Origin of the sequence: Pseudomonas sp. 18175, from assembly GCF_050432925.1 — a bacterium.
Taxonomy (GTDB): Bacteria; Pseudomonadota; Gammaproteobacteria; order Pseudomonadales; family Pseudomonadaceae; genus Aquipseudomonas.
The window spans coordinates 154,905-177,668 of sequence record NZ_JBKFTO010000013.1 but is presented as its reverse complement, the minus strand read 5'-3'; the positions used below and the strand labels follow the sequence as shown (position 1 = coordinate 177,668).

The window sequence follows — 22,764 nt, the reverse complement described above, 5'->3', positions numbered from 1 at the left end:
AGACGGAGATAAAAAATGACTCTTTCACTGCGTAAATTGGCCCTCGCCGCCGGCTGCATGCTGTTCGCCGGCCAACTGCTGGCCGCCGACGAACCCAAGCGCCCTGAGTGCATCGCCCCGGCCTCCCCCGGCGGTGGTTTTGACCTGACCTGCAAATTGGCGCAAAGCGCGCTGGTCAACGAGAAACTGCTGAGCAAGCCGATGCGCGTGACCTACATGCCCGGCGGCGTCGGTGCGGTGGCCTACAACGCCGTGGTTGCACAGCGCCCGGCGGATGCTGGCACGCTTGTGGCCTGGTCCAGCGGTTCGCTGTTGAACCTGGCCCAAGGCAAGTTCGGCCGCTTCGATGAAAGCGCCGTGCGTTGGTTGGCAGCGGTCGGCACCAGCTACGGTGCCATCGCGGTGAAAGCCGATTCGCCCTACAAGACCCTCGACGATCTGGTCAAAGCCCTGAAGAAAGATCCAGGCAGCGTGGTCATCGGTTCCGGCGGCACCGTCGGCAGCCAGGACTGGATGCAAACCGCCCTGATCGCCAAGGCCGCCGGAATCAACCCGCGTGAGCTGCGCTATGTGGCCCTCGAAGGCGGCGGTGAAATCGCCACCGCCCTGCTCGGTGGCCATATCCAGGTGGGCAGCACCGACATTTCCGACTCCATGCCGCACATCTTGAGCGGTGACATGCGCTTGCTGGCAGTGTTCTCCGAACAGCGCCTGGACGAGCCGGAAATGAAGAATATTCCCACCGCCAAAGAGCAAGGCTACGACATCGTCTGGCCAGTGGTGCGTGGCTTCTACCTCGGGCCAAAAGTCAGCGATGCCGACTACGCCTGGTGGAAAGAAGCCTTCGACAAACTGCTGGCCTCCGACGAGTTCGACAAGCTGCGTGACCAGCGCGAGCTGTTCCCGTTCGCCATGACCGGCCCGGAGCTGGACACCTACGTGAAGAAACAAGTGGCTGACTACAAAGTGCTGGCCAAAGAGTTTGGCCTGATCCAGTAATCGCCCCTCTGTAGGAGCGGGCTTGCCCGCGAAAAACGTCAACGATGACGCGTGCTGCCTGGATAAACGCGGTGTTCTTTCGTTCTTCGCGAGCAAGCTCGCTCCTACAAAAGCGGCCTAGGAGTTTCCTATGCTTTTACAACGCATTTTCGCCAGCGTGATGTTATTGGTCTGTGCCGGCCTCGCGCTGATGGCCTGGCCGTATCAGGCTGCATTTTCCTACGAACCGGTGGGGCCGCGTGCCTACCCGTTGCTGATGCTCGGCCTGATGAGCCTGGGCCTGATCTACATGATCATTCGCCCGCAGCCCACCAAGCACACCGAAGAAGAACCCGCGCTGGACCGCGAGACCCTGATCAAGATCGGCATTTGCGTCGGCTTGCTGATCGTGTTCGCCGGCACCTTCGAGCCTCTGGGCTTCATCCTCAGCAGCATGCTGATCGGCATCCCCATGGCGCGCCTGTATGGCGGCCGCTGGTTGCCGAGCGTGGTGATCGTCAGCCTCATGGCCATCGGCCTGTACCTGCTGTTCGACAAAGCCATGGATGTACCGCTGCCCCTGGGCCTGCTCGACGTTCTGGAGAACTGATATGGATACTTTCAGCTATTTGGGCCAGGGCTTCGGCGTTGCACTGTCCCCGTATAACCTGGTGACCGCACTGTGCGGCACCTTGATCGGCACCGTGGTCGGCCTGCTGCCGGGCCTGGGCCCGATCAACGGCGTGGCCTTGTTGATCCCTATCGCGTTTGCCCTGGGCCTGCCGCCGGAATCGGCGCTGATCCTGCTGGCAGCCGTGTACCTGGGCTGTGAATACGGCGGCCGTATCAGCTCGATCCTGCTGAACATTCCGGGCGAAGCCTCCACCGTAATGACCACCCTCGACGGCTACCCAATGGCCCGTAAAGGCCTGGCCGGTGTGGCACTGTCGTTGTCGGCATGGAGTTCGTTCATCGGTGCGTTTATCGCCACCTGCGGCATGGTGTTGTTTGCGCCGCTGCTGGCCAAATGGGCGATTGCCTTCGGGCCGGCGGAATATTTCGTCCTGATGGTGTTCGCGATTGTCTGCCTGGGCGGCATGGCCGGTGACAAGCCGTTGAAGACCTTTGTCGCCGCGTTGATTGGCCTGTTTCTGTCGGCCGTGGGCATCGACGCCAACAGCGGCGTGTACCGTTTTACCGGCGACAACATCCACCTCACCGATGGCATCCAGTTTGTGGTGTTGGTGCTGGGCCTGTTCTCCATCAGCGAGATCCTGCTGCTGCTGGAAAAAACCCACCGTGGCCAGGAAGCCGTGAAAGCCACCGGACGGATGATGTTCAACCTGAAGGAAGCGTCCGCTGTCTTCGTGGTTAACATCCGCTGCGGCCTGCTGGGTTTCATCATGGGCGTATTGCCCGGTGCTGGCGCTACGTTGGCTTCGGCCGTTGCCTACATGACCGAAAAACGCCTGGCCGGTGCCAGCGGCAAATTCGGCCAAGGCGACATGCGCGGCCTGGCTGCTCCGGAAACTGCGATCGGCGCGTCTGCCTGCGGTGCTCTGGTACCCATGCTGACCCTCGGCGTACCCGGCTCGGGCACCACAGCGGTGATGATCGGCGCGCTGTCGCTGTACAACATCACCCCGGGCCCGCTGCTGTTCCAACAGCAACCGGACATCGTCTGGGGCCTGATCGCTTCGTTGTTTATCGCCAACATCATGCTGGTGATCCTCAACATTCCGATGATCCGCATCTTCACCCGCATCCTCGCTGTGCCGAACTGGGCGCTGGTGCCAGTGATCGCCATCATCACCGCGATCGGTGTGTACGCTGTGCATGCCACCACCTTCGACCTGTTCCTGATGGTGGGTATCGGCATCTTCGGCTACATCCTGCGCAAACTCGACTTCCCGCTGTCGCCGGTGCTGCTGGGCTTTATCCTCGGCGGTTTGATGGAGCAGAACCTGCGCCGTGCGCTGTCGATCTCCAATGGCGCACTGGACATCCTCTGGTCGAGCCCGATCACCTTTGGTGTGTGGGTGCTGACCGCGCTGATGCTGATGTTCCCGCTGGTACGCATCTACCGCAAACGTTCCCTGCAGCGTCGTGCCGTGGCCGATGTCTGAGGTCACCTTTAAACAATGGTGGGCAACACCGCTGGTCGGCCTGGCCGGCGGTTACCTGGCCAGCCTCGTTGGCTGGCCTTTGCCGTACATGGTCGGCTCGTTGCTGGCGATCATCCTGGTGCGCTGCCTCACGCCGTGGCAGTTGGCGGAAATCCCCGGCGGGCGCAAATGCGGCCAATGGGTGGTGGGGATTGGGATCGGGCTGCACTTTACCCCGGTGGTGATTGAGCAGGTGATGAGCCACTTCGGGCTGATCTTCTTCGGCGCGCTGGTCACCAGCCTGTCGAGCATTGTCGGCGTGTGGTTGATGCGGCGCAGCGGTGAAGACCGCGCTACGGCGTTTTTCTCCAGCATGCCGGGCGGCTCCGGTGAGATGGTCAACCTCGGCGCGCGCAATGGCGCGGTGCTTAGTCGCGTTGCGGCGGGGCAGAGTTTGCGGGTGTTGGTGGTGGTGCTGTGTGTGCCGGCGATCTTCAAATACGTGCTTGAAGGGGGTACACCGCAGTTTCATCCCGCACCGGTGAGTTGGCCGTGGTTGTTGATGCTATTTCCGCTGGGTGCGCTGGTGGCCTGGGGCTGGCAGCGTTTGCGTCAACCAAACCCGTGGCTGTTCGGGCCGCTGCTGGTGAGCGCGACCGCCAGCGTCGTGTGGGATTTGCATATCGGCCTGCCCGATGGCGGCAGCCAGATCGGCCAATGGTTGATCGGCAGTGGTTTGGGTTGCCACTTCAACCGGCAGTTCTTCCGCCGCGCCCCTTCGTTTATGGCGCGCACCTTGCTCGGTACGGCCCTGACCATGGCCCTGGCCACGCTGGCGGCGGTGGGCTTGAGTGCCCTGACCCACCTGGACCTGCGCTCGCTGACGCTGGGCATGATGCCGGGCGGGATTGCCGAGATGAGTTTGACGGCGGAGACCTTGCAACTGTCGGTGCCACTGGTGACAGCGATGCAGGTGATGCGGTTGTTGTTTGTGTTGTTTTTGGCGGAGCCGTTGTTCAGGCGTTGGAATCGCCAGCCAGAAAATATTTAAAGCCCTGTAAGGATCCAAATGTGGGAGCAAGCCTGCTCCCACATTGGATTGGTCAGCCGTTAGACCGGCGGCAACCGCCACTCAATCGGCGTCTCGCCATTCTGCTCAAGAAACTTGTTGGTGCGGCTGAAATGCCCACAACCCAAAAACCCCCGATACGCCGACAACGGCGACGGATGCACCGAAGTCAGCACCAGGTGTTTGGTCGCATCCACCAGCTTCTGCTTGCCCTGGGCATGGGCGCCCCACAACAGGAACACCAGATGCGGCTGGTGCTGACTGACCACTTCGATAATCCGATCGGTAAAGAACTGCCAGCCCTTGCCCGCGTGGGCATTGGCGTTGGCGCGCTCCACGGTCATGGTGGTGTTGAGCATCAGCACGCCCTGGTCGGCCCAGCTTTGCAGGCAGCCGTGGTTGGGGATGTCGATGTTCAGGTCACGCTTGAGTTCTTTATAGATATTGACCAGCGATGGCGGCGTCGCCACGCCCGGTTGCACCGAAAAGCACAGGCCGTGGGCCTGGCCGGGGCCGTGGTACGGGTCTTGCCCCAGGATCACCACCTTGACCTTGTCCAGTGGTGTGGAATTGAGCGCGTTGAAAATCAGCGGGCCGGGCGGGTAGATCTCTTTGCCGGCGGCGTGTTCCTGGCGCAAAAACTCGCGCAACTGGGCCATGTACGGCTGCTCGAACTCATCCCGCAGGGCGTGTTTCCAGCTGGGTTCGAGTTTGATACGGTCGTCTTCGGTCATGGTTGAATTGTCTTGTAAAAAAGAATGAGGCGAACCCTAGGAAAGCCGACCCCGCTTGTCAATTGATCTGACACACAACCGGCAGTTTCCTACCAAGAGATCATACTGATCCTTCACTTCCCCGAATGAGGTCACGATGAACCTGCACTTCGAAGAGCTGACCGGCAGCGACGGTGCCCGCATCGGCATCGCCAGCCTGGACGCTGAAAAATCCCTCAACGCCCTCTCCTTGCCGATGATCCTGGCCTTGGGCGAGCGCCTGGATGTCTGGGCCAAAGACCCGAACATCGTCTGTGTGCTGTTGCGCGGCAATGGGCCCAAGGCCTTCTGCGCCGGCGGCGAAGTGCGCAGCCTGGCCCTGGCCTGCCTTGAACAACCCGGTGTCGTACCCGACTTGGCCGCGCAGTTTTTTGCTGCGGAATACCGCCTCGACTATCGCCTGCACACCTACCCCAAACCGTTGATCTGTTGGGGCCACGGCTACGTGCTGGGCGGCGGCATGGGCCTGCTGCAAAGCGCGGCGGTGCGCATCGTTACGCCGAGCAGCCGCTTGGCCATGCCCGAAGTCAGCATCGGCCTTTACCCCGATGTGGGTGCTAGTTGGTTCCTGTCGCGCCTGCCCGGCAAACTCGGTTTATTCCTCGGCCTGACCGGCGCCCATATCAACGGGCGCGATGCCCTGGACCTGGGCCTGGCCGATCGCTTCCTGCGTGATGATCAACAAGACGAGTTGCTCGACGGCCTGTTGCAACTGAACTGGCAGGAACAGACCGCCCTACAGCTCAACAGCCTGCTCAAGGCGCTGGCCCAGGAAGCCGTGGGCCAGCAACCGGAGGCGCAGTGGTTGCCGCGCCGCGCGCAGATCGACGACTGGCTGGACGTGGGCGATGTGCAGTGTGCCTGGCGCGCCTTGAGCCAACTGCGCGAGCACAGTGACCCACTGTTCAAGCGTGCCGGCAAAACCTTGAGCGAAGGCTGCCCGATGACGGCGCACCTGGTATGGGAACAAATCCAGCGTGCGCGCCACCTGTCCCTGGCTCAGGTCTTCCAGATGGAATACACCTTGAGCCTCAATTGCTGCCGTCACCCGGAGTTCAGCGAAGGGGTGCGTGCGCGCTTGATCGACAAGGACCAGACGCCTCACTGGCATTGGCCCGACATCAACAGCGTCCCACAAGCGGTGGTCGAAGCGCACTTTCACAAGGCGTGGGAAGGCCGGCACCCGCTGGCGGACTTGTCGGACTACTAAAACGTTTACCCACAAAAAAGCGGCGCTTCATGCGCCGCTTGCAATACAGGCCCGTCAACGGTGACCGCCGCGGCCACCTCCATGATCGGAACCGCGTCCGTGCCCACCATTGCCACCGTGATCGCCCCAGCCCTGGTTCGGATACGGGCGATACCCGGCGCGGGGTCCGGCCGGATAGTAGCGCGGTGCCGGCTGGTAATAGCGCGGTGCCGAGTAGTAACGCGGTTGTGGCGCGTAGTAGCGCGGTGCAGGGTAGTAATCGCGGCGGTATTGATACGCCGTGCCACCGCCGTAGTAGTACACCGGCGCCGGTGAGGTGTAGACCTCGGATCGATAGTAGCTCTGGCCTCCATCGTAGTAGGGCACACAAGCCGAAAGGGTTAGACCGAGTAAAGCGCTGAGCAGCAGTCGTCGATACATGGCGGCCTCCTGGACCGCGAAAGAGCACCACCAGCGACGCTGGGGGGCGGCATTCAGCTTTCACCAAATGACGAAACATCTGACAGCAAAAACCGAATCTGGTGCGTTTCAGTAACAGCTTGATACATCTATGTAGATGAACGGACACAGCCCCATAAAGCCACGCCTGGATAGGGTGTGCCTATCAAGAAGCTTTATCGATTCAGTAAATTTATGTGGCTCGAAACTTTGCCGGTTGCGATGATGTCACAATGACACTGCACCAGGCCAGGGAGGCTCTAGCGTGCGTCCTTCGCTAACATCGCCGGATTCGAGCCATGAAAATCGCCACCAAGCTGCTGCTTTCGTTTCTTATGTGTGCACTGGTCACCCTCGGGGTTGGCCTGCTGGGTATCAAAGGGGTCGCGCGGCTTGCCACGGCCCTGGAACTGACCTTCTCCAACAACCTGGTTTCCGTCAGTAATACGGCCGCCACCCTCAACGGCCTGGTTGCCCACAACCGTGGCCTGTACCGCTTGATGGATGCCAGCAAAGGCGACGTCGCCGCGCAAGACCGCGACCGCGTGCGCCAAGACATCAGCAACGAACTCAAGCGCAGCCAGGCGGCCTACGCCACCTACCGCGCGACGCCCCTGGAAGACCACGAACGGGCGGCCGGCGACAAGCTCGACCTGATCTGGCCCACCTACATCAGCAACTCCGAGCGTGTCATCGCGATGCTCGACGGCGGCCAGGTCGAACAAGCCCGCAGCCAACTCAACTCCACCAACAACGAATTGTTCCGCCAGGCCCGCGAGCTGATCCGCGTGATGATCGACTCCAACAACCGCCAGATCCAAGAGGGCGCCATCGCCGCCGATAACCTGCGCAGCAGCGCGTTCGCCTGGATGATCAGCGGCATCGTGCTGGCCTTTATCATCGCGATCATAATCGGTGTGTTGATCACCCGCCTGATCACCCGCCCCATCGCCCAAGCGGTGGAGAGCGCCCAGCGCATTGCCAAGGGCGACTTGACCCAAGCCATCGTCACCAACCGTACCGATGAAGCCGGGCACCTGCTGCTGGCGCTGGCGGATATGCAGGGCGGTTTGAAAAGCACCCTGGTGGAAATCGCCAACGCCTCCGACCAACTCGCCTCGGCCGCCGAAGAACTCAGCGCGGTCACGGATGAAAGCAGCCGTGGCCTGACCCGCCAGAACGACGAAATCCAACAAGCCGCCACCGCCGTCAACCAGATGACAGCGGCGGTCGATGAAGTGGCCAGCAACGCCGTCTCCACCTCCGAAGCCTCACGCCAGGCCACCACCGAAGCCGAGGACGGCCGCCAGCAAGTGGAACAGGCCGTGTCCGGCATGCGTTCCATGGTGGGCGAGATCAACGATTCGACGCAGTCGGTCGCCGACCTCGCCGGCCAGGTCCGTGAGATCGGCAAGGTGATCGATGTGATCCGTGGCATCGCCGACCAGACCAACCTGCTGGCCCTCAACGCCGCCATCGAAGCCGCACGGGCCGGTGAGCAAGGTCGCGGTTTTGCCGTGGTGGCCGACGAAGTAAGGGCCCTGGCCCATCGCACCCAGACCTCCACGGTGGACATCGAGAAGATGATCGGCGAAGTACAAGTCGGCGCCGATGATGCCGTGGCCGCCATGAACAAAAGCCTGACCTGGGCCAACAACACCCAGGGCCTGGCGCAGAATGCCGGTGAAGCGCTAGAGCGCATCACCGCCAGCGTGGCGAAGATCAACGAGCGCAACCTGGTGATCGCCTCGGCCTCCGAAGAACAGGCCCAGGTGGCCCGTGAAGTGGACCGCAACCTGCTGAACATCCAGGACCTGTCCACCCAGACCGCCGCCGGTGCGCACCAGACCAACGCCTCCAGCCAAGACCTGTCGCGCCTGGCCACCTCGTTCAATGTGCTGGTGAGCAAGTTCCAGCTGTAAGTAGCCTGCGTCGCAGCTGCGCTGTATCGTGCAAGGCAGACCGGGGCTCACCCGGGCCTTGCACCTTCAAGCCTGAATTGACCGATGACCACGCCAACCCTCTGCCCCGCCTGCGGTGCCCGCAACGACTGTTCCTTGGCCGACCCGCGCACTGCCGATCAAGCCTGCTGGTGCTACAGCGTCACCATCGACCCGGCAGTGCTTGAAGCGCTGCCCGACGAACTGCGCAACACTGCTTGCCTGTGCCCGCGTTGCGCCAAGGTTGACGAGCAGTTGAAAAATCAAAATGCGCGTTGACCGCTTCCTCAGCAACCTCCCTCGGTTCAATCGCAAACAAGTGCGCCTGTTGCTGGTTGAGCGACGGGTGAAGGTGGATGGCATGACGGTCAGCGACCCTCACCATGAAGTACGCGAATTCAGCCAAGTGCGCGTTGATGATGAGGTGCTGCAGGCCGGCAAGCTGGCGCGGTACTTCATGCTGCATAAACCCAAGGGATGTGTAAGCGCCACGTCGGACCCGCAGCACCCCACTGTGCTCGACCTGCTGGATGAGCCGGACAAAGACCAACTGCATATCGCTGGTCGCCTGGATTTCAATACCACCGGCCTGATGCTGATCACCAATGATGGCCAGTGGTCGCGGCGCCTGACGCAACCGCAGACCAAGTTGCCCAAGATTTACCTGGTTGAGACAGAACATGTGATTGGCCCCGAGTACGCGGCCACCTTTGCGCAAGGCCTGTATTTCGCATTCGAAGACCTCACCACCCAACCCGCCGATCTGCAATTGCTGGGGCCGACCACTGCACGACTGGGCATCATCGAAGGGCGTTATCACCAGGTAAAACGCATGTTCGGGCATTTCGACAACAAGGTGATCGGCCTGCATCGTGAGCAAATGGGCGCGCTGGTCCTAGATGCGAACCTGGCACCGGGCGAATACCGGGCGCTGACTGACGACGAAATCCGACAGGTCTGACGACCGTTCGGCCGGTGATGGCAAAAAACCGCTTTGTCGCCTTGCGAGGTGGCATCTCTGCTGCTTGAATCAAAATCACCAGCCAAATTATGACTGGCGAGTCGCCTATACCTCCAAGAAACACTTTGCCCGTCCGCAAGGCTTGATCTGCGGGCACCTTCGGCAAAATGCCCGCCATAACAACACCCGTCGGCCAGCCTTCACCGGATCGACATGGGCCTTCCTTTCAGGCGTATGCCTACCTGTCACAAAGCTCGTGCAGAGTTATCCGCGCGCACCGTTATCTGCGCGCACTACCCGCTTGCCAGGAGTCTTACGACATGAGGCCAGAAATCGCTGTGTTGGATATACAGGGTCAGTATCGGGTTTACACGGAGTTCTATCGCGCGGAGAAGGCTGAAAAGACCATCATCCTGGTCAATGGCTCCATGGCCACCACGGCATCCTTCGCCCAGACCGTCAAAAGCCTGCACCCACAGTTCAATGTGGTCTTGTACGATCAGCCTTACGCGGGCCGGTCAAAAATACATAACCGCCACGAGAAAATGCTGACGAAGGAAGTCGAGGGCCAGATCCTCCTGGAACTCATCGACCACTTCGCCGCCGAACATGTACTGTCATTCTCCTGGGGCGGCGCCGCCACCCTGGTCGCCCTCGCCCACCGCCCACGGCGCGTGGAGAAGGCTGTGATCAGTTCGTTCTCACCGGTGATCAATGCACCGATGCGCGACTACCTGGAACGTGGCGTCGACTACCTCGGCAACCTCGACCGCGACCGCGTCGGCCACCTGGTCAACAGCACCATCGGCAAGCACTTGCCGTCGCTGTTCAAGCGCTTCAACTACAAACATGTGAGCAGCCTGGCCGAGCATGAATATGGGCAGATGCACTTCCATATCAGCCAAGTGCTTAACAGCGACCGTTTGTGCTACCTCAAGGCCGCCAAGCAGATTGATATACCGGTGTTGTTCTTGAACGGCGAATGGGACGAATACACCAGCGCCCAGGATGCCAAGCTGTTTGGCCAGCACGTGGCCAAAAGCAGCTTCAGCACCGTACAGGCCACGGGGCACTTTTTGGACATGGAACACAAAGCGGCGTGCCGGGATACTCGCGAGGCAGTGGTGGGGTTTCTGAGACCAGAGCGGCAAATCAGCCGATTACGCTACCACCAGGGCCAGACACAGCATGCATTTGCGATTTGAAATGAACAACCCGGCAAACGCCCGCTTATGTGGGAGCCGGGCTTGCCCGCGATGCAGGCACCTCGGTGTGGCAGGCATACCAAAGTGAAGCTATCGCAGGCAAGCCAGCTCCAACACAAGCGTGCGTGAGGCACGTAACCCACACATTTTTGAAGAAAAACTTCAAATCCCTGCGAACATCTGGTACAAAGTCAGCCGCTCTGAGCGGGTATAGTTTAATGGTAGAACAGTAGCTTCCCAAGCTTCCGACGAGGGTTCGATTCCCTCTACCCGCTCCACTTCTGCTTTTCCCTCGTTTTTCCGCATCATCCCCCAAATTTCCACATCAGCGACCAGCCCAGTCAATACGGGGCTTTCAGCGATTCCATACGTTCCCTCGCACTCCGCCGTTTGTCTTTTCAGTCTGGAATTTTTTGTATAGCGGTTTGTATAGTGGAGTTAGATCGAACCACGCTATACAAACGCCATGAAACGTACTGATATCAAGCGCCTGCCTTTGGCCGATACGGTGTTGGCTGCATTGGAGCCTGAGGCGAAGGACTACTACCAAAACTACGGGGCTGACCGCCTCTACTTCCTTGTGACCAGTGCTGGTCATAAGCGCTGGGTGCTGCGGTACAAAAAGCCCAATGGGAAATGGGGCTGGCATGGGTTGGGCACCTATCCTGATGTCAGCGCCAAATACGCCCGAGAAAAGGCGCGTGCTGCGCTGAAGCTTAATGCTGATGGCGTAGACCCCATTACGCACAAAGCTGCCCTGAAAGCGGCACAGGCCGTCGCGGAGGCCAATACGTTCAAAGTGGCGGCTGATTTGTGGCTGGAAAAGAAAATCAAAGATGGTCGCGCTGAGAAAACCCTCAAAGGCATTAACGGCGCGTTGAAGAACGACATCCTTCCTGCCCTTGGGCATAAACCGCTTGATCACATCACCCGTGGTGACTGCGCCAACCTGCAAGCGCGCATCGAGAAACGTGGGGCGCATAACACTTCGGAAAAGGTGCGGGTGTGGGTGAATCAGATATTTGCGCTGGCCATCGCTAAGGGTATGACTGAAAACAATCCTGCCAGCAATCTGCTTGCCATTGCCGAGAAGGCGCCGCCGGAGAATCAGTATCCGCATTTGTTAGAAGAGGAGCTGCCAGACTTTCTCAAGGCGCTGCGTGCGTCAGACAGCGGCGCCATTGTGAAAACGGCGGCTTGGCTGACTGTGTGGACTGCGTCACGGCCGGGGATGGTGCGCTGGGCGGAATGGGCGGAGTTCGACTTGGATAACGGATTGTGGAGCGTTCCTGGGGCGAAGATGAAGATGAAGCGGGATCATCTGGTGCCGTTGCCTACTCAGGCGGTTGAACTACTCAGGGAGCTGCAGAAGCGGACCGGTTGTTCGCGGTACCTGTTTCCGTCCAGTGGGGAAAAGGTGCCGGTGATTTCTGACGGGTCGATTAATAAGTGCTTTGCGTTGATTGGTTATAAAAGGCGTATGACTGGGCATGGGAGTCGGCATACGTGCGACACGTTGCTCTCGGAGCATGGGTGGCCGGAGGATTGGCGGGATATGCACCTGGCGCATAAGAAGCCGGGGTTGAAGGGGGTGTATGACAAGGCGGTATTTCTGCCGCAGCGGCAGAGGATGGTGCAGTGGTATGCGGATTATCTTGAAGCATTGGAAGCAGGGAGCTTAGCTGAGAGGACGAGTGAATTTCGAAATCGAATGGAAAGACCCTATTAAGCTTTCCAAGGAAAACATAGCTACCTGACATGGATAGGGATTCGAACGCTTTGGAGCGGCCCCCAAGGCAGCTTCAGTCCATCTATTCTGCATGGCATGGGAAAGCCTGTGTAGGGCTGAGGTTTACCCCAAAGTGATACCCGAAGAGTATTAACTTGAATGCTCTCAAGCTATCTCACAATGACGCAACGCACTCCGCCCGAAATAATGCACATTATATGAAGCTAGACCTTCTTGAAGGTCAGAACAGTTTCAGTGCGCATCCTCTTAGACAGAGAACCGTTAATAGTCATAGGTAGATACCTGCTCCCCATAGGCAACTCACGCTCTACGCTATTGATTAAAATCAGTCCAGCAACTTCACCAGCCCTGCCCACACCATCAGAGTTCCGGATAAAAGACTCTTTAAGGCAAGAGTTGCCAACTACATAGGTAGCATGCGCTCCCACCTTTAAAACTCTAGAAACCTCACCCAACATTTCAATCAAATCAATTGCGTATCGGTGAATCATCATTTGGTGACGACGAAGCAATAAATCCACATCACACATAGCCTTTACAACTTCATCACTTCGAGTATCAGTTTGCTTGTCTGCGGCACGCTCAGCTCCGACAGAATTAGAACGAATTGATCGCAACTCACTAATAGAGTGCCCTAACCAAACCAGTGACATTCGATGCCCACGCATATAATCAATCGCATTGAGATATGGCGGCGAGGTAACAACTGCGTCCACGCTACAATCATTAAGTTTGATTGCCCGCGCATCGCCAACATTTACCGATACAATCTGATTTGGCTGAGAGTCGAGACGCCGAACTAATTGCTGAACCGACTTCGAAAAATTAGAAAATACATCATAGGTGGATTTCAGAGAAACCCTGTGAGGCCTACTGTGAGAAGTGTCACGAGCTAAAGACGCGGCCTGCTCCTTTGTAACGATTATACGGCTTAAAGCAACTTGGAGAACATTCAAAACAGCTTCAGACTTAACGCTTCCGACCCGGCTTCGTCGTACATTCAGTGCAAATGCAAGCGCGGACAAAGCATGTTGTTGAGGCGTATCGAACCAATAAGAAATAAAACGTAGTGTTTCTTCATCTTGCCATGGAAGGACACAGCTTTCGGGGTCCAGCAGAGAGGCATCTTTAAGAACGGCAAGCATCTCCTGCTCCACATCTGCCTTATCTACTGGAGCGGTCCAAACCTTGCTCATCAGTACCGCAAGCGGGTCCATATCGAAACCAACAGCATGATGACCAAGCTCAGCAGCTTGGCGTAAGACAGTGCCCGAGCCTGACATAGGGTCCAAAATCGTGCTCCCCTTTGCCAAAGCCTGCAAGGAATTCAGAGCTAGCTCTGGAGCCATGCGCGCGGGAAAAGGATGTACATTTCGAATCTGCATCTATGTTGCCCAAAAATAAGATAAAAATAACGGAAGATCAATGCGACTAGGGCTTCCAGCCAAAAACCCAAAACAGGGTTAAAAATAGCTACATGAAGAACGTAAATTTCGAAGCGTAAGGTACAGGATACCAATCGAGGACGCAGTCAAAAAGACAAAACGGAAGACTTAAAGTCAAAAAACCCTAAAAACGCTTGACTTATTTCACCGAAGTTGATCTAAGAGCCCATGAGACTGGCAGTGCCTGCCAGTGTATTGCGAAAAACGATATCATAACGGCATCATGCCCGAAGGTGGTTACCTGAACCACGTGCCGCGGAGGCAACATGGACGAAAAGTTTTTAACTATCACGGATGTAGATCATATCAAGCGATTTCGACTGATGAACGCCCCCCATAATCCCTTGTGGGATGTCCCTGAGGTAACAGAGCCGAAAATCCATAAGATTCATTCTTACCCCGCCAAATTTCCAGCTTTTTTAACGGGCCGCGCACTCGAATATATGAGGAAAGTTGGGAAAAGACCTAGGTTGATTGCAGACATCTTTTGTGGGTGCGGCACGGTCGCATATGAAGCTCGTAGAGAGAGGCTCGACTTTTGGGGGTGCGATATCAACCCAGTAGCAACTCTCATCGCGAAAACTAAAAGCAACGATTTCAACCCTCTAATTCTTGAATATTATTTCTCAAAAATAATATCGTCCTTTGAACAGACCTCTGAGCTCAATGCGCTGCCGGTAAACGCACAAGAAAATTTAAAAAGATGGTACTCCCCAAAAAACCTCACATCACTTTCAAAGCTACTAAACTGCATTAACCAGAACACTCCTAACAACACAAAATATAGAGAAGTATACCACTGCTTATTCTCCGCAATTCTAAAGCCTTGCTCTCAGTGGAAACAACGCTCTATAAAACCCACCCTAGATCTCAACAAAAAGCCAATAGAAACTCTAAAAGCGTTCATCACACAATATAAAAAATTCACAACCGCTTTTAATCAAACAACAAAACAACCTCAAAATAAATCAAAAATCACCTTAGGAAACATCCTTGAGGTAGAAGTCCCAAGAAACACCGTTGACCTGATAATTACCAGCCCACCATACGTCACCTCGTACGAATATGCAGACATACATCAACTTTCTTCTATGTGGTTAGGATTCGCTTCCGACCACCGAGATTTAAGAGCTGGATCAATTGGAAGTAAACAGCACAATATCAACCTAAAAAGAGAAATAAAAAATCTAAATGCTATTGGCACACAAATTGTTTTTTCATTATTCAACAAAGATCGCAGAGCATCCCAAGCAGTAGCCAACTATTACATAGACATGCAACTAGTAGCTAGTCGCAGTAAAGAAATATTATCTCCCAATGGACTAGCCGTGTTCATTATAGGCAATACTCGATATCACGGAGTAGAAATTGACAATGCTTCACACTTTACCGAATCACTGCTCAATGCTGGATACAAGAGCATCAACGTCGCCAAAAGACGAATTACGAACAAATGTTCTACCCCCTACCGGGACGGTACAGGCCGATTCAGTAAAATCATAACCGACAAACAAACTTACTCTAACGAATTCATTATCATAGCCCAACCATGACAAAATTTAAGCCTACCACTTTAAAAATCCGCCCATACGCTCGACTACTTACAATGCTGGGCGATCAGTTAATTAAAAACGAGAGGGTAGCTCTAGTTGAGCTGATTAAAAATGCATACGATGCAGATGCAACGTGGGTAAAGGTCACATTCGAAGGTTTTAGCTCAGACTTTCAAGCTTCCTCAGATTCAAAAATAATCATTGAGGATAATGGTCGAGGAATGACCTATGACGTCATAGTCAATCATTGGGCAAATCCTGCTACTCCCGTCAAATTGGTCGGAAAGAAGACTACAGCAACGACAAAGCGAGGCCGGATTATTCAAGGGGAGAAAGGAATCGGTCGATTTGCTTTGCTAAAAATTGGCAAAAAAGTATCCATTACTACTCGAGCCATAGGAAACGATTCTGAATTCATTCTCGGCCTTGATGTGTCAAAATTTGAAAACGATTTCATTGATGCGAACGACAAGGCTCTATTCCTTGACGATCTAGCTTTGACTCTCCGAGAAAATTCTCCCGCAGAAATAATAATTCCTAAAGCGATTCGAATGGGTGCAACAGTAGTCAAGCGCCGCCCCTATGGAACAAAGATTGAAATCTCCCATTTACCAGGGATTTGGTCGAAAGGTAAAGTTGCCAAAGTTTATGAAGACTTGGCTCGACTACAGTCAATTTTTGATTTTAAATCATCCGAAGAAGAAATCGAAGCAACGGAATCTGGAAAAAGAGACGACAAGTTTGAAGTATTCATATACAGAGGTAATGAATTTGAACCATTTGCCGAGCAGCGAAAAGATCGGCTTGGTGAACTGCTAGAGAGCCGAACAGTCCTAAACATCGAGGGGTCCTACGTACAAGAACAACGATGCTTTGACTTCGCACTCAATGGCAGGCGGGACACGATATCTTTGAGTGACGCACGGATAACGGGTCTAAAAGTATTTAGAGATCATTTCGGTAAGAATGGGGAGATTTTAGAAAGTAGAGGAACGGAGTCTGGCTCATTCAAGTTCAAATTTTACGTATTTGACTTTAGCCCTGATGCTGCAGCAAAATTCGAACTTGATGACCAAGACCGAAAACTTATCAAAGAACATCGAATCTATCTTTATCGTGATGGTATTCGAGTATATCCCTACGGCGATCCTGATGATGACTGGCTGTTGATTGACGTTCGTCGAGGTACAGTCAGAGCTAGCGAATTTCTTAGCAATGACCAAGTTGTAGGATATGTAAACATCTCACAGTCTGGCAACCCGCATCTTCAGGACAAAACAAGTCGAGAAGGCCTGGTTGATGTAGGAAACGCAACCGACGACTTTAGAGCGCTACTACAGATTTTTCTTGCTTGGGTAAGGAAAACCCCGTATGGAACTCATCTAATACAAAAAAAGAAAAAAGATGATGTAGACACTTTCAAAAAAGAAGCTGTACAAAAATCTTTTGATGAGGCATCTCAAGCAATAGAAAATGGCAGTAAAATAGATGCTCAGAAAAAAATCAGCGAAGCGAATAGACAGTATAAAGCTGAAAAGCGATATCTTGTTCAACGTGCGGAAACAACAGAACATCTTGCAGGTGTCGGGCTGTCCGTAGAGGCCGCATCACACGACCTGATGCTAGCAATGGCCAGATCGACGTCTGCTCTAGATGCACTTCTAAAACAGGCCAATCGTGGCGACATATTGGACCCTGAGTTTTTGCAGCGCGAGTTAAGCTCCATTCGTGGACTTCTCTCATTCGTAGAAATGCAAATGAAAGACATGCAACAACTATTTGGATCTAGCAAGCAAAGAAAAAAATCCATAAGAATTGAAGACACGCTAGAAAAAGTTTATAAAATATATTCAACTACGCTAAACAAAGAAAAAATAGAGTTCTCTATAGAAAACACTGGATCACCTTTAGTAGCAAAAACCACTGAGGCAGTGCTTTTACAACTATTCCTTAACCTATTTGACAACGCCGTCTACTGGCTGCAAGGTACTAATCACCCTAGAAAAATTGAGGTACTACTTGATGGAACAAATGGCCAATTAATATTTGCAGATAGCGGCCCTGGCTTTAGGCAAGAGGACATCCCTTATATCTTTGAACCTTTTTATTCTGGAAAAGGTGAAGATGGCAGAGGATTGGGTCTCTATATTGCCAAGCAACTCCTTGAGCGGCAAGATTATACAATCGATATAGCGGAACGGTCCGATTCCATCTTAGGCGGCGCGAACATAGCAGTAACCTTTATCAAGGACGAAAACTAATGAATTATATTGATCAAGGCCTTTTCAAAGGCGTCGCTGTGGTCATCGACGATATGGTGCATGTTGGTGGAGACAAAATAACTACAATTGTAAAATCGATTAGAGATGGTGGCGGACATGTCATCACACTTGACGCCCTTCCAAATGAAGATGTTGACTTAGGCAATTTTGCTAATGCCGCCTTTTTCATTATGGATTGGGATTTATCGGGAACGGCGGTAGCTAATGCACTAGGGGAGCCACCCACCAGCTCAACTACGATGTTAGGGATTAACATGCCGGCTGGTTTGAAAAATAGCCAAGCGGATCTTAACATTGACTTTCTGAAGAGACTCGCACAGCACCGACATGCGCCAGTTTTCATATTCACAAACGATAGTGTAGCTGAGGTAGAAGCTGTGCTACAGCTACATCAAGAACTATATTGCAATGCACAAGAATCACACATACTAGTAAAAAACAAATCAGATGTAGGCGACCAAGTTTATAAAATACTAAACGATTGGGCGCAAGAAGTACCATCCGTTATAGCATTAAAGAATTGGGAAAAAAATCATCTTGAAGCACTTAACGCACTCTTTGTAGACTTTCATGATCGCAGTCGATTCTGGCCTGTAATCCTATGGCAGACATTTGCTGCTGACGGAATAGATCCGTCAGAAGAACTTGGGCGCTTAATCACTCGCCTAGTAACCTCTAGAATGAAGCCCCTTAACATAGACTTAGCTGGATTTGAACAGTTAGCCACTGACGCACAAAAGACTAATCCAGAGCAATACACCTCTGCAATAATGAAAGTACTAGAAGGTGAGCGCTTTGTTAGAAATGAGCGAATTGAGCCATCGAGACCGGTGCCAGGCGACGTATTTTTAGTACAAAACCAAACTGGAAGCCCGACTTATTACGTAAATGTAAGAGCGGAATGCGACTTAGTTATTCGCAAAGGAAAGACGAGCAATCCAGAATTATATTTACTTAAAGGTCGTGAAATTCAAAACCCGCTGGACGGTGTGAGCAATTTACTAGGAAATCTACCTGAGAGGGATAACCAGGCGACAATTTTTGCAATGTACGAAGGCAGAACAATTTCTTTTAATTTTAACGATTTAAAAATAAAACAATGGAATACAATACAGCCTGAGCGAATAGGTCGATTACTAGCCCCGTTCAGTACAAGACTATTCCAGCGATATGCAGCATATGGCCAACGTCCAGGTCTACCCCGTATCCCTCCGGCTCTTTTCCCTGAAGAAGCAATAAAAAAAGGTGATTCACCTTCAGGCTGCGAAGCCTCCGCGTGCTCATAGGCGCGAACAACAAGCGATTTACCCCTAATCAATTACATAGCTCGAAGTGCTTGCTTCTTGTAAATAAAATTATTTTTGATGCCCTCATTAGGGCATCAATCACTTTTCAGCTTCTTCCTCCAAAAAATTAAAAATTGCCGTAACACGCGCATCCTTATTGCTTTCCCTTTAATTACAATCCTCCAAGCGAAGACTCGCCGACTTAGTTTCCACATCCATGACACTTACATTAAGATGCAGAAGCAAATCGAAAGTCCATTACTAGTAGTTTTCGAGCAGCGGCACGCATTTACTAACACAGTTCTTGGCCGCCCCTTTTACAAGCTCTCTACTATTCAACAATAATATCAGAGCATAGACAGACTTAGTGACCTTCGCCACTTTGTTACACCACAATCAAAATGAAAAATTATTTAGCTAAGCACTAACCTTCACAACATCACTAGTCTTTCGTTATGAATGGTAAACCAAGACTGCATGCTCAGCCTACAAACAAGAAAACACTGACAGCGTCTACAAAAAATCTTAGCAACTGTCAGCCATTACCTAAACTAACTTTCTTTAAATTTTCCCACCATAAGAAGACTTCAGCCTAGTTCTGAACTCTTTCAAATTAGAGTTTTTCAAAAAGAAATATAAGGTTGAGTCAGAAATACTTAATGTATCTGTGTTTTCATCAAAATACAGAATTGGCGGAGTGATCGACTTTTCAGACTGTATTTTATGCAGCTGCCCTAAAGCATTTCTTATCATCACCTTTCCTGGTGCCTTTCCCTGCGAGCGACTCACAATCTTATCAAATACTGCATCATGCGTTATTCCGTTTTCAATTGCTGCAAACCCTCCCTCCAAAATAATATCTATTATTGTATAGTAATATCTCTCCATCCCCCCGGACTGTTTGGTGCATGATGCGATAGACTCAAAGGATCGCTTGTGCCTATCTCCGTAACTTTCCGCCTTCTCATGCACAATTAATCTTAGAGCTGAACTTTGATCGACAACTACCTTTTTTTCTAACTTCGAATATATGCCCGCAGCTAAGCATACGCCTTGAAGCAAGTCTTGGAACACACCAACACTCGAAAATGAAAGCTCACAACAATCACTAGCAATTTCTTTCGAGAACTCTAGATTCAGCAAAGACTCTCCTTTTGCTAGAATGCGTTCAAAGTCAGTGTGACTCCAAGGCTCAACAGGAATTTCTTTGACTCGATCTAGGAGATCACCGTTAAATTGGAGCATCCTATTCCGCTCGCGCCAAACACCCAAAATTATAAATCTAACGCCCAACTCTTGAAAAGCTCTCAAATCAAATGAAAATGCTTTCTGGGTTTCTAGCGTTAAATAATGAAAATTATCGAGCACTATTATTTTTTTATTCTTAACTTTCTTTAAAAGACTTGACACTTGCTGAGGCTGCTCAATATTAAATGGCAACTCTTGACTTCTGCTTGTTTGAGAATAATTCAGCCCTGCCCCACCATCTAAAGCCGCCTCACCACTTGCAAATATCGCAAATGTAGCCTTGATTTTAGCCTTCACACTAATCGATGCACTACCGCCCTCACCCTCGGTATATTCGGTACGTATTAGAACCCCCGCCTCCCTTAGGACATACTGATAAATATCAACGAGTTGCGTCTCAGGAGTAAGTTGATAAGTTATTGTTTGCTCTGGCGGACAGTGCTTATTTACTAAGGCAGTCTTGCCCTGCTTCGAAGCACCATATACAAGTATTTGTTTATCTGTTTGAAGTGCGATCTTAAACAACTTATCTACATGATCACGTTCAACATAAGAAAGGACATCTCGACGCAATCCAAATACGTCAGTCACACTGCATACTTCTTCCATGCGAGCACGTCACTCCAAAACTTATAATTTGATTAATCAGTTTTTTGGTTCAGCTGAGAAAACAGCGGTACGTTACCAGTGTCATGATGCCATTTTAATATCGCAGAGAGCAAACACTATGAGCTCTGATCGAGGTCAAGCTTTTAGGAATTCCAGTATTCACCTTTGCCCCCCTCTCTACGATGTAATCAACGTCAGCGTTAAAAACTAGTGCCGGTACTTAGAGGAGCCATTCTCCCCCTTGATGGGAGCGTTCCGCGACGGTACGCTAAATCCGCTGCAGTAAACTATTGCAGCCGGGAGTCAGAACCCCGAACGTCCGAAGCGCGGTAACGCCCTTCTCTAGCAGCCAGGTGCCTCAGCATCTTGCCGCTGCATTGCTATGGCGGGCCGTGCGGGGCAGGCTTCGGCCTGGCCGGTTCCCTCGGACGCCGGTTTTCTGACCCCCGTACGGTCTGCCACCCATTCCGTGTCAGAACGGCGGGTGACAGGGTTATCACTGTCCGAGGGTATGGAGATGACTTATCCCCCTTTCGCGCCAGGGCACCGCCCACTACGTCTAATCAATAGTCTGTTACACATATCGGAATTTTCCGTCAGCTTATTGAGTCGACGGAAATCCCCATCCGCACGTGATAAAAACCGCCACCCGCAACGGGAGGTTTGCCTATGAACACCAACGACAACATCGCAGATACCTCACAGGGCCTTTTCAACGTCCGCTCGGATATCACCACCGAAAAAGCGCTCGTTCACGCCAGTGAGTTTCTCCAATCAGCCACCGCGATCGCCTACGAATGCGTTTTCAATCTGGATGAGGTACCGCGCCAGCAAGCCTTCGGTGCCGTTCAACTGATTGAGGACGCTCGACTACTGATCGAAATGGTACTGGAACGAGAGAGCCCATCTGCGAGCTAACAGCAATCCAACCCGGGTAGCCGTCTCGCTAAAGAGCGGCTATCCGATTTGTGCTTGGTTCAAAACAATCCGCCCAGTACCTCAGGCTCCCAGTTCATGATCACCAGCTCACCGGTCGGTTCTGTCGTCGCTTGGCGCTGGTTAGCTGAGGTGTATCGAACATCCAGAGTCTCAAAGTGAAAGCCATCAAACACCCGCCGGATATCCGGGTGGTCGTTGATACTGACCATCACCCTCCCCTCGCAGCGACGCATAAATTCGGCCATCTGTTCGTATTGATCAAAGGAAAACTCCACACCGTAGCCTGCGACCTGCCAATACGGTGGGTCCATGTAGTGGAAGGTGTGTGGCCGGTCGTAGCGCTGAGCGCAGTCGAGCCATGGCAGATTTTCCACATAGGTTCCGGCGAGCCGCTGCCATGCGGCGGAAAGGTTTTCTTCGATTCGTAGCAGGTTGATCGGTGGCGCTGTCGTTGCCGTACCGAAGGTCTGGCCGGAGACTTTGGCAGCGAAGGCATGGTGTTGGAGGTAGAAGAATCGGGCCGCACGTTGGATATCGGTGAGGGTTTCCGGGCGGGTCATCTTTTGCCATTCGAATACCTGCCGGGAGCTGAGCGCCCATTTGAATTGGCGGACGAATTCTTCCAGGTGGTTCTGTACGACGCGGTACAGGCACACGAGATCGCCGTTGATGTCGTTGAGGACTTCAACAGGTGCGGGTTGGGGGCGTAGGAAGAACAAGGCAGCGCTGCCAGCGAAGACTTCGACGTAGCACTCGTGGGGTGGGAACAGTGGGATGAGGCGGTCGGCCAGGCGGCGTTTGCCGCCCATCCAGGGGATGATGGGAGTCGTCATGTGCAAGCCTTCTCTGTGTGCAGAAACAGGTGCTAGGCTCGCTGTGCTTTGCGCGCAAAGCGGGGAGCCTTGGCTGGACTTGCAGGCTTGGTCTGCGGGTTTGGCGGTCAGTCGGGATGTTGCTGCATCCGGATTGATCG

General features: G+C 53.2%; 19 protein-coding genes and 1 tRNA gene. 15 read left to right on the top strand and 5 right to left on the bottom strand.

Annotated elements, in window-relative coordinates; genetic code table 11:
• Window positions 1-15 precede the first annotated feature (15 nt).
• The 4 genes from ACLD1Y_RS19325 to ACLD1Y_RS19310 all read left to right on the top strand — a co-directional run bounded on the left by ACLD1Y_RS19325 (window position 16) and on the right by ACLD1Y_RS19310 (window position 4,134).
• Window positions 16-999 carry a Bug family tripartite tricarboxylate transporter substrate binding protein gene (locus ACLD1Y_RS19325; protein ID WP_429479436.1) on the top strand — a complete coding sequence of 328 codons (984 nt, stop codon included), beginning with the start codon at window positions 16-18 and terminating at the stop codon, window positions 997-999.
• 130 nt (window positions 1,000-1,129) lie between these two features.
• Entirely contained in the window at window positions 1,130-1,588 is a 459-nt protein-coding gene (locus ACLD1Y_RS19320; RefSeq protein ID WP_038848178.1) for a tripartite tricarboxylate transporter TctB family protein, read from the top strand.
• 1 nt (window position 1,589) lies between these two features.
• Window positions 1,590-3,104 (top strand): tripartite tricarboxylate transporter permease, encoded by a 1,515-nt coding sequence (locus ACLD1Y_RS19315; RefSeq protein ID WP_429479435.1) that lies wholly within the window; start codon window positions 1,590-1,592, stop codon window positions 3,102-3,104.
• Window positions 3,097-4,134 (top strand): AbrB family transcriptional regulator, encoded by a 1,038-nt coding sequence (locus ACLD1Y_RS19310; protein WP_429479434.1) that lies wholly within the window; start codon window positions 3,097-3,099, stop codon window positions 4,132-4,134. The genes ACLD1Y_RS19315 and ACLD1Y_RS19310 overlap by 8 nt, the downstream gene beginning before the upstream one ends.
• Before the next feature lie 59 nt (window positions 4,135-4,193).
• Here ACLD1Y_RS19310 and ung read toward each other — a convergent pair whose 3' ends face one another.
• Window positions 4,194-4,886, bottom strand: coding sequence for a uracil-DNA glycosylase (ung, locus tag ACLD1Y_RS19305; protein ID WP_429479433.1), 693 nt, complete (start codon window positions 4,884-4,886; stop codon window positions 4,194-4,196).
• A 136-nt stretch (window positions 4,887-5,022) separates the two neighbouring features.
• On the opposite strand from ung, the gene ACLD1Y_RS19300 reads away from it, so the two are divergent.
• The gene (locus tag ACLD1Y_RS19300) at window positions 5,023-6,135 is read left to right on the top strand and encodes an enoyl-CoA hydratase/isomerase family protein (RefSeq protein ID WP_429479432.1); all 1,113 of its coding nucleotides are present in this window, start codon (window positions 5,023-5,025) and stop codon (window positions 6,133-6,135) included.
• Window positions 6,136-6,189: 54 nt separating this feature from the next.
• Here the strand turns inward: ACLD1Y_RS19300 and ACLD1Y_RS19295 are convergent, their stop codons facing one another.
• The gene (locus ACLD1Y_RS19295; RefSeq protein ID WP_429479431.1) at window positions 6,190-6,555 is read right to left on the bottom strand and encodes a hypothetical protein; all 366 of its coding nucleotides are present in this window, start codon (window positions 6,553-6,555) and stop codon (window positions 6,190-6,192) included.
• Window positions 6,556-6,872: 317 nt separating this feature from the next.
• On the opposite strand from ACLD1Y_RS19295, the gene ACLD1Y_RS19290 reads away from it, so the two are divergent.
• The 6 genes from ACLD1Y_RS19290 to ACLD1Y_RS19265 all read left to right on the top strand — a co-directional run bounded on the left by ACLD1Y_RS19290 (window position 6,873) and on the right by ACLD1Y_RS19265 (window position 12,408).
• Window positions 6,873-8,495, top strand: a complete 1,623-nt coding sequence (locus tag ACLD1Y_RS19290; protein WP_429479430.1) for a methyl-accepting chemotaxis protein — start codon at window positions 6,873-6,875, stop codon at window positions 8,493-8,495.
• A gap of 84 nt (window positions 8,496-8,579) precedes the next feature.
• Window positions 8,580-8,792 (top strand): cysteine-rich CWC family protein, encoded by a 213-nt coding sequence (locus ACLD1Y_RS19285; protein WP_429479429.1) that lies wholly within the window; start codon window positions 8,580-8,582, stop codon window positions 8,790-8,792.
• Window positions 8,782-9,474: a pseudouridine synthase gene (locus ACLD1Y_RS19280; RefSeq protein WP_429479428.1), complete on the top strand. Its 693-nt coding sequence runs from the start codon at window positions 8,782-8,784 to the stop codon at window positions 9,472-9,474. Before ACLD1Y_RS19285 ends, ACLD1Y_RS19280 begins: the two co-directional genes overlap by 11 nt.
• A 320-nt stretch (window positions 9,475-9,794) precedes the next feature.
• On the top strand, window positions 9,795-10,679 hold the full coding sequence (locus ACLD1Y_RS19275) for an alpha/beta fold hydrolase (protein WP_429479427.1): 885 nt from the start codon (window positions 9,795-9,797) through the stop codon (window positions 10,677-10,679).
• A 204-nt stretch (window positions 10,680-10,883) separates the two neighbouring features.
• Window positions 10,884-10,957: transfer RNA gene (locus ACLD1Y_RS19270), tRNA-Gly, on the top strand.
• A 188-nt stretch (window positions 10,958-11,145) separates the two neighbouring features.
• Window positions 11,146-12,408 carry a tyrosine-type recombinase/integrase gene (locus ACLD1Y_RS19265; RefSeq protein WP_429479426.1) on the top strand — a complete coding sequence of 421 codons (1,263 nt, stop codon included), beginning with the start codon at window positions 11,146-11,148 and terminating at the stop codon, window positions 12,406-12,408.
• Window positions 12,409-12,632: 224 nt separating this feature from the next.
• On the opposite strand, the gene ACLD1Y_RS19260 is transcribed toward ACLD1Y_RS19265, so the two are convergent.
• Window positions 12,633-13,814 carry a hypothetical protein gene (locus tag ACLD1Y_RS19260; RefSeq protein ID WP_429479425.1) on the bottom strand — a complete coding sequence of 394 codons (1,182 nt, stop codon included), beginning with the start codon at window positions 13,812-13,814 and terminating at the stop codon, window positions 12,633-12,635.
• Window positions 13,815-14,140: 326 nt separating this feature from the next.
• Here ACLD1Y_RS19260 and ACLD1Y_RS19255 point away from each other — a divergent pair, with 326 nt between their 5' ends.
• From ACLD1Y_RS19255 to ACLD1Y_RS19245, 3 genes are read left to right on the top strand one after another with little or no spacing between them, the layout of a single operon-like run.
• On the top strand, window positions 14,141-15,427 hold the full coding sequence (locus ACLD1Y_RS19255; protein ID WP_429479424.1) for a hypothetical protein: 1,287 nt from the start codon (window positions 14,141-14,143) through the stop codon (window positions 15,425-15,427).
• Window positions 15,424-17,688, top strand: a complete 2,265-nt coding sequence (locus ACLD1Y_RS19250) for an ATP-binding protein (RefSeq protein ID WP_429479423.1) — start codon at window positions 15,424-15,426, stop codon at window positions 17,686-17,688. The genes ACLD1Y_RS19255 and ACLD1Y_RS19250 overlap by 4 nt, the downstream gene beginning before the upstream one ends.
• Window positions 17,688-18,995, top strand: a complete 1,308-nt coding sequence (locus ACLD1Y_RS19245) for a hypothetical protein (RefSeq protein ID WP_429479422.1) — start codon at window positions 17,688-17,690, stop codon at window positions 18,993-18,995. The genes ACLD1Y_RS19250 and ACLD1Y_RS19245 overlap by 1 nt, the downstream gene beginning before the upstream one ends.
• A gap of 561 nt (window positions 18,996-19,556) precedes the next feature.
• Here the strand turns inward: ACLD1Y_RS19245 and ACLD1Y_RS19240 are convergent.
• Window positions 19,557-20,834 carry a hypothetical protein gene (locus tag ACLD1Y_RS19240; RefSeq protein WP_429479421.1) on the bottom strand — a complete coding sequence of 426 codons (1,278 nt, stop codon included), beginning with the start codon at window positions 20,832-20,834 and terminating at the stop codon, window positions 19,557-19,559.
• Window positions 20,835-21,521: 687 nt separating this feature from the next.
• Between ACLD1Y_RS19240 and ACLD1Y_RS19235 the strand changes: the two genes are divergently transcribed.
• Window positions 21,522-21,770 (top strand): DUF6124 family protein, encoded by a 249-nt coding sequence (locus ACLD1Y_RS19235; RefSeq protein WP_429479420.1) that lies wholly within the window; start codon window positions 21,522-21,524, stop codon window positions 21,768-21,770.
• Between the two features lie 59 nt (window positions 21,771-21,829).
• Here ACLD1Y_RS19235 and ACLD1Y_RS19230 read toward each other — a convergent pair whose 3' ends face one another.
• Window positions 21,830-22,624: a DNA adenine methylase gene (locus tag ACLD1Y_RS19230; protein ID WP_429479419.1), complete on the bottom strand. Its 795-nt coding sequence runs from the start codon at window positions 22,622-22,624 to the stop codon at window positions 21,830-21,832.
• Between the last annotated feature and the right edge of the window lie 140 nt (window positions 22,625-22,764).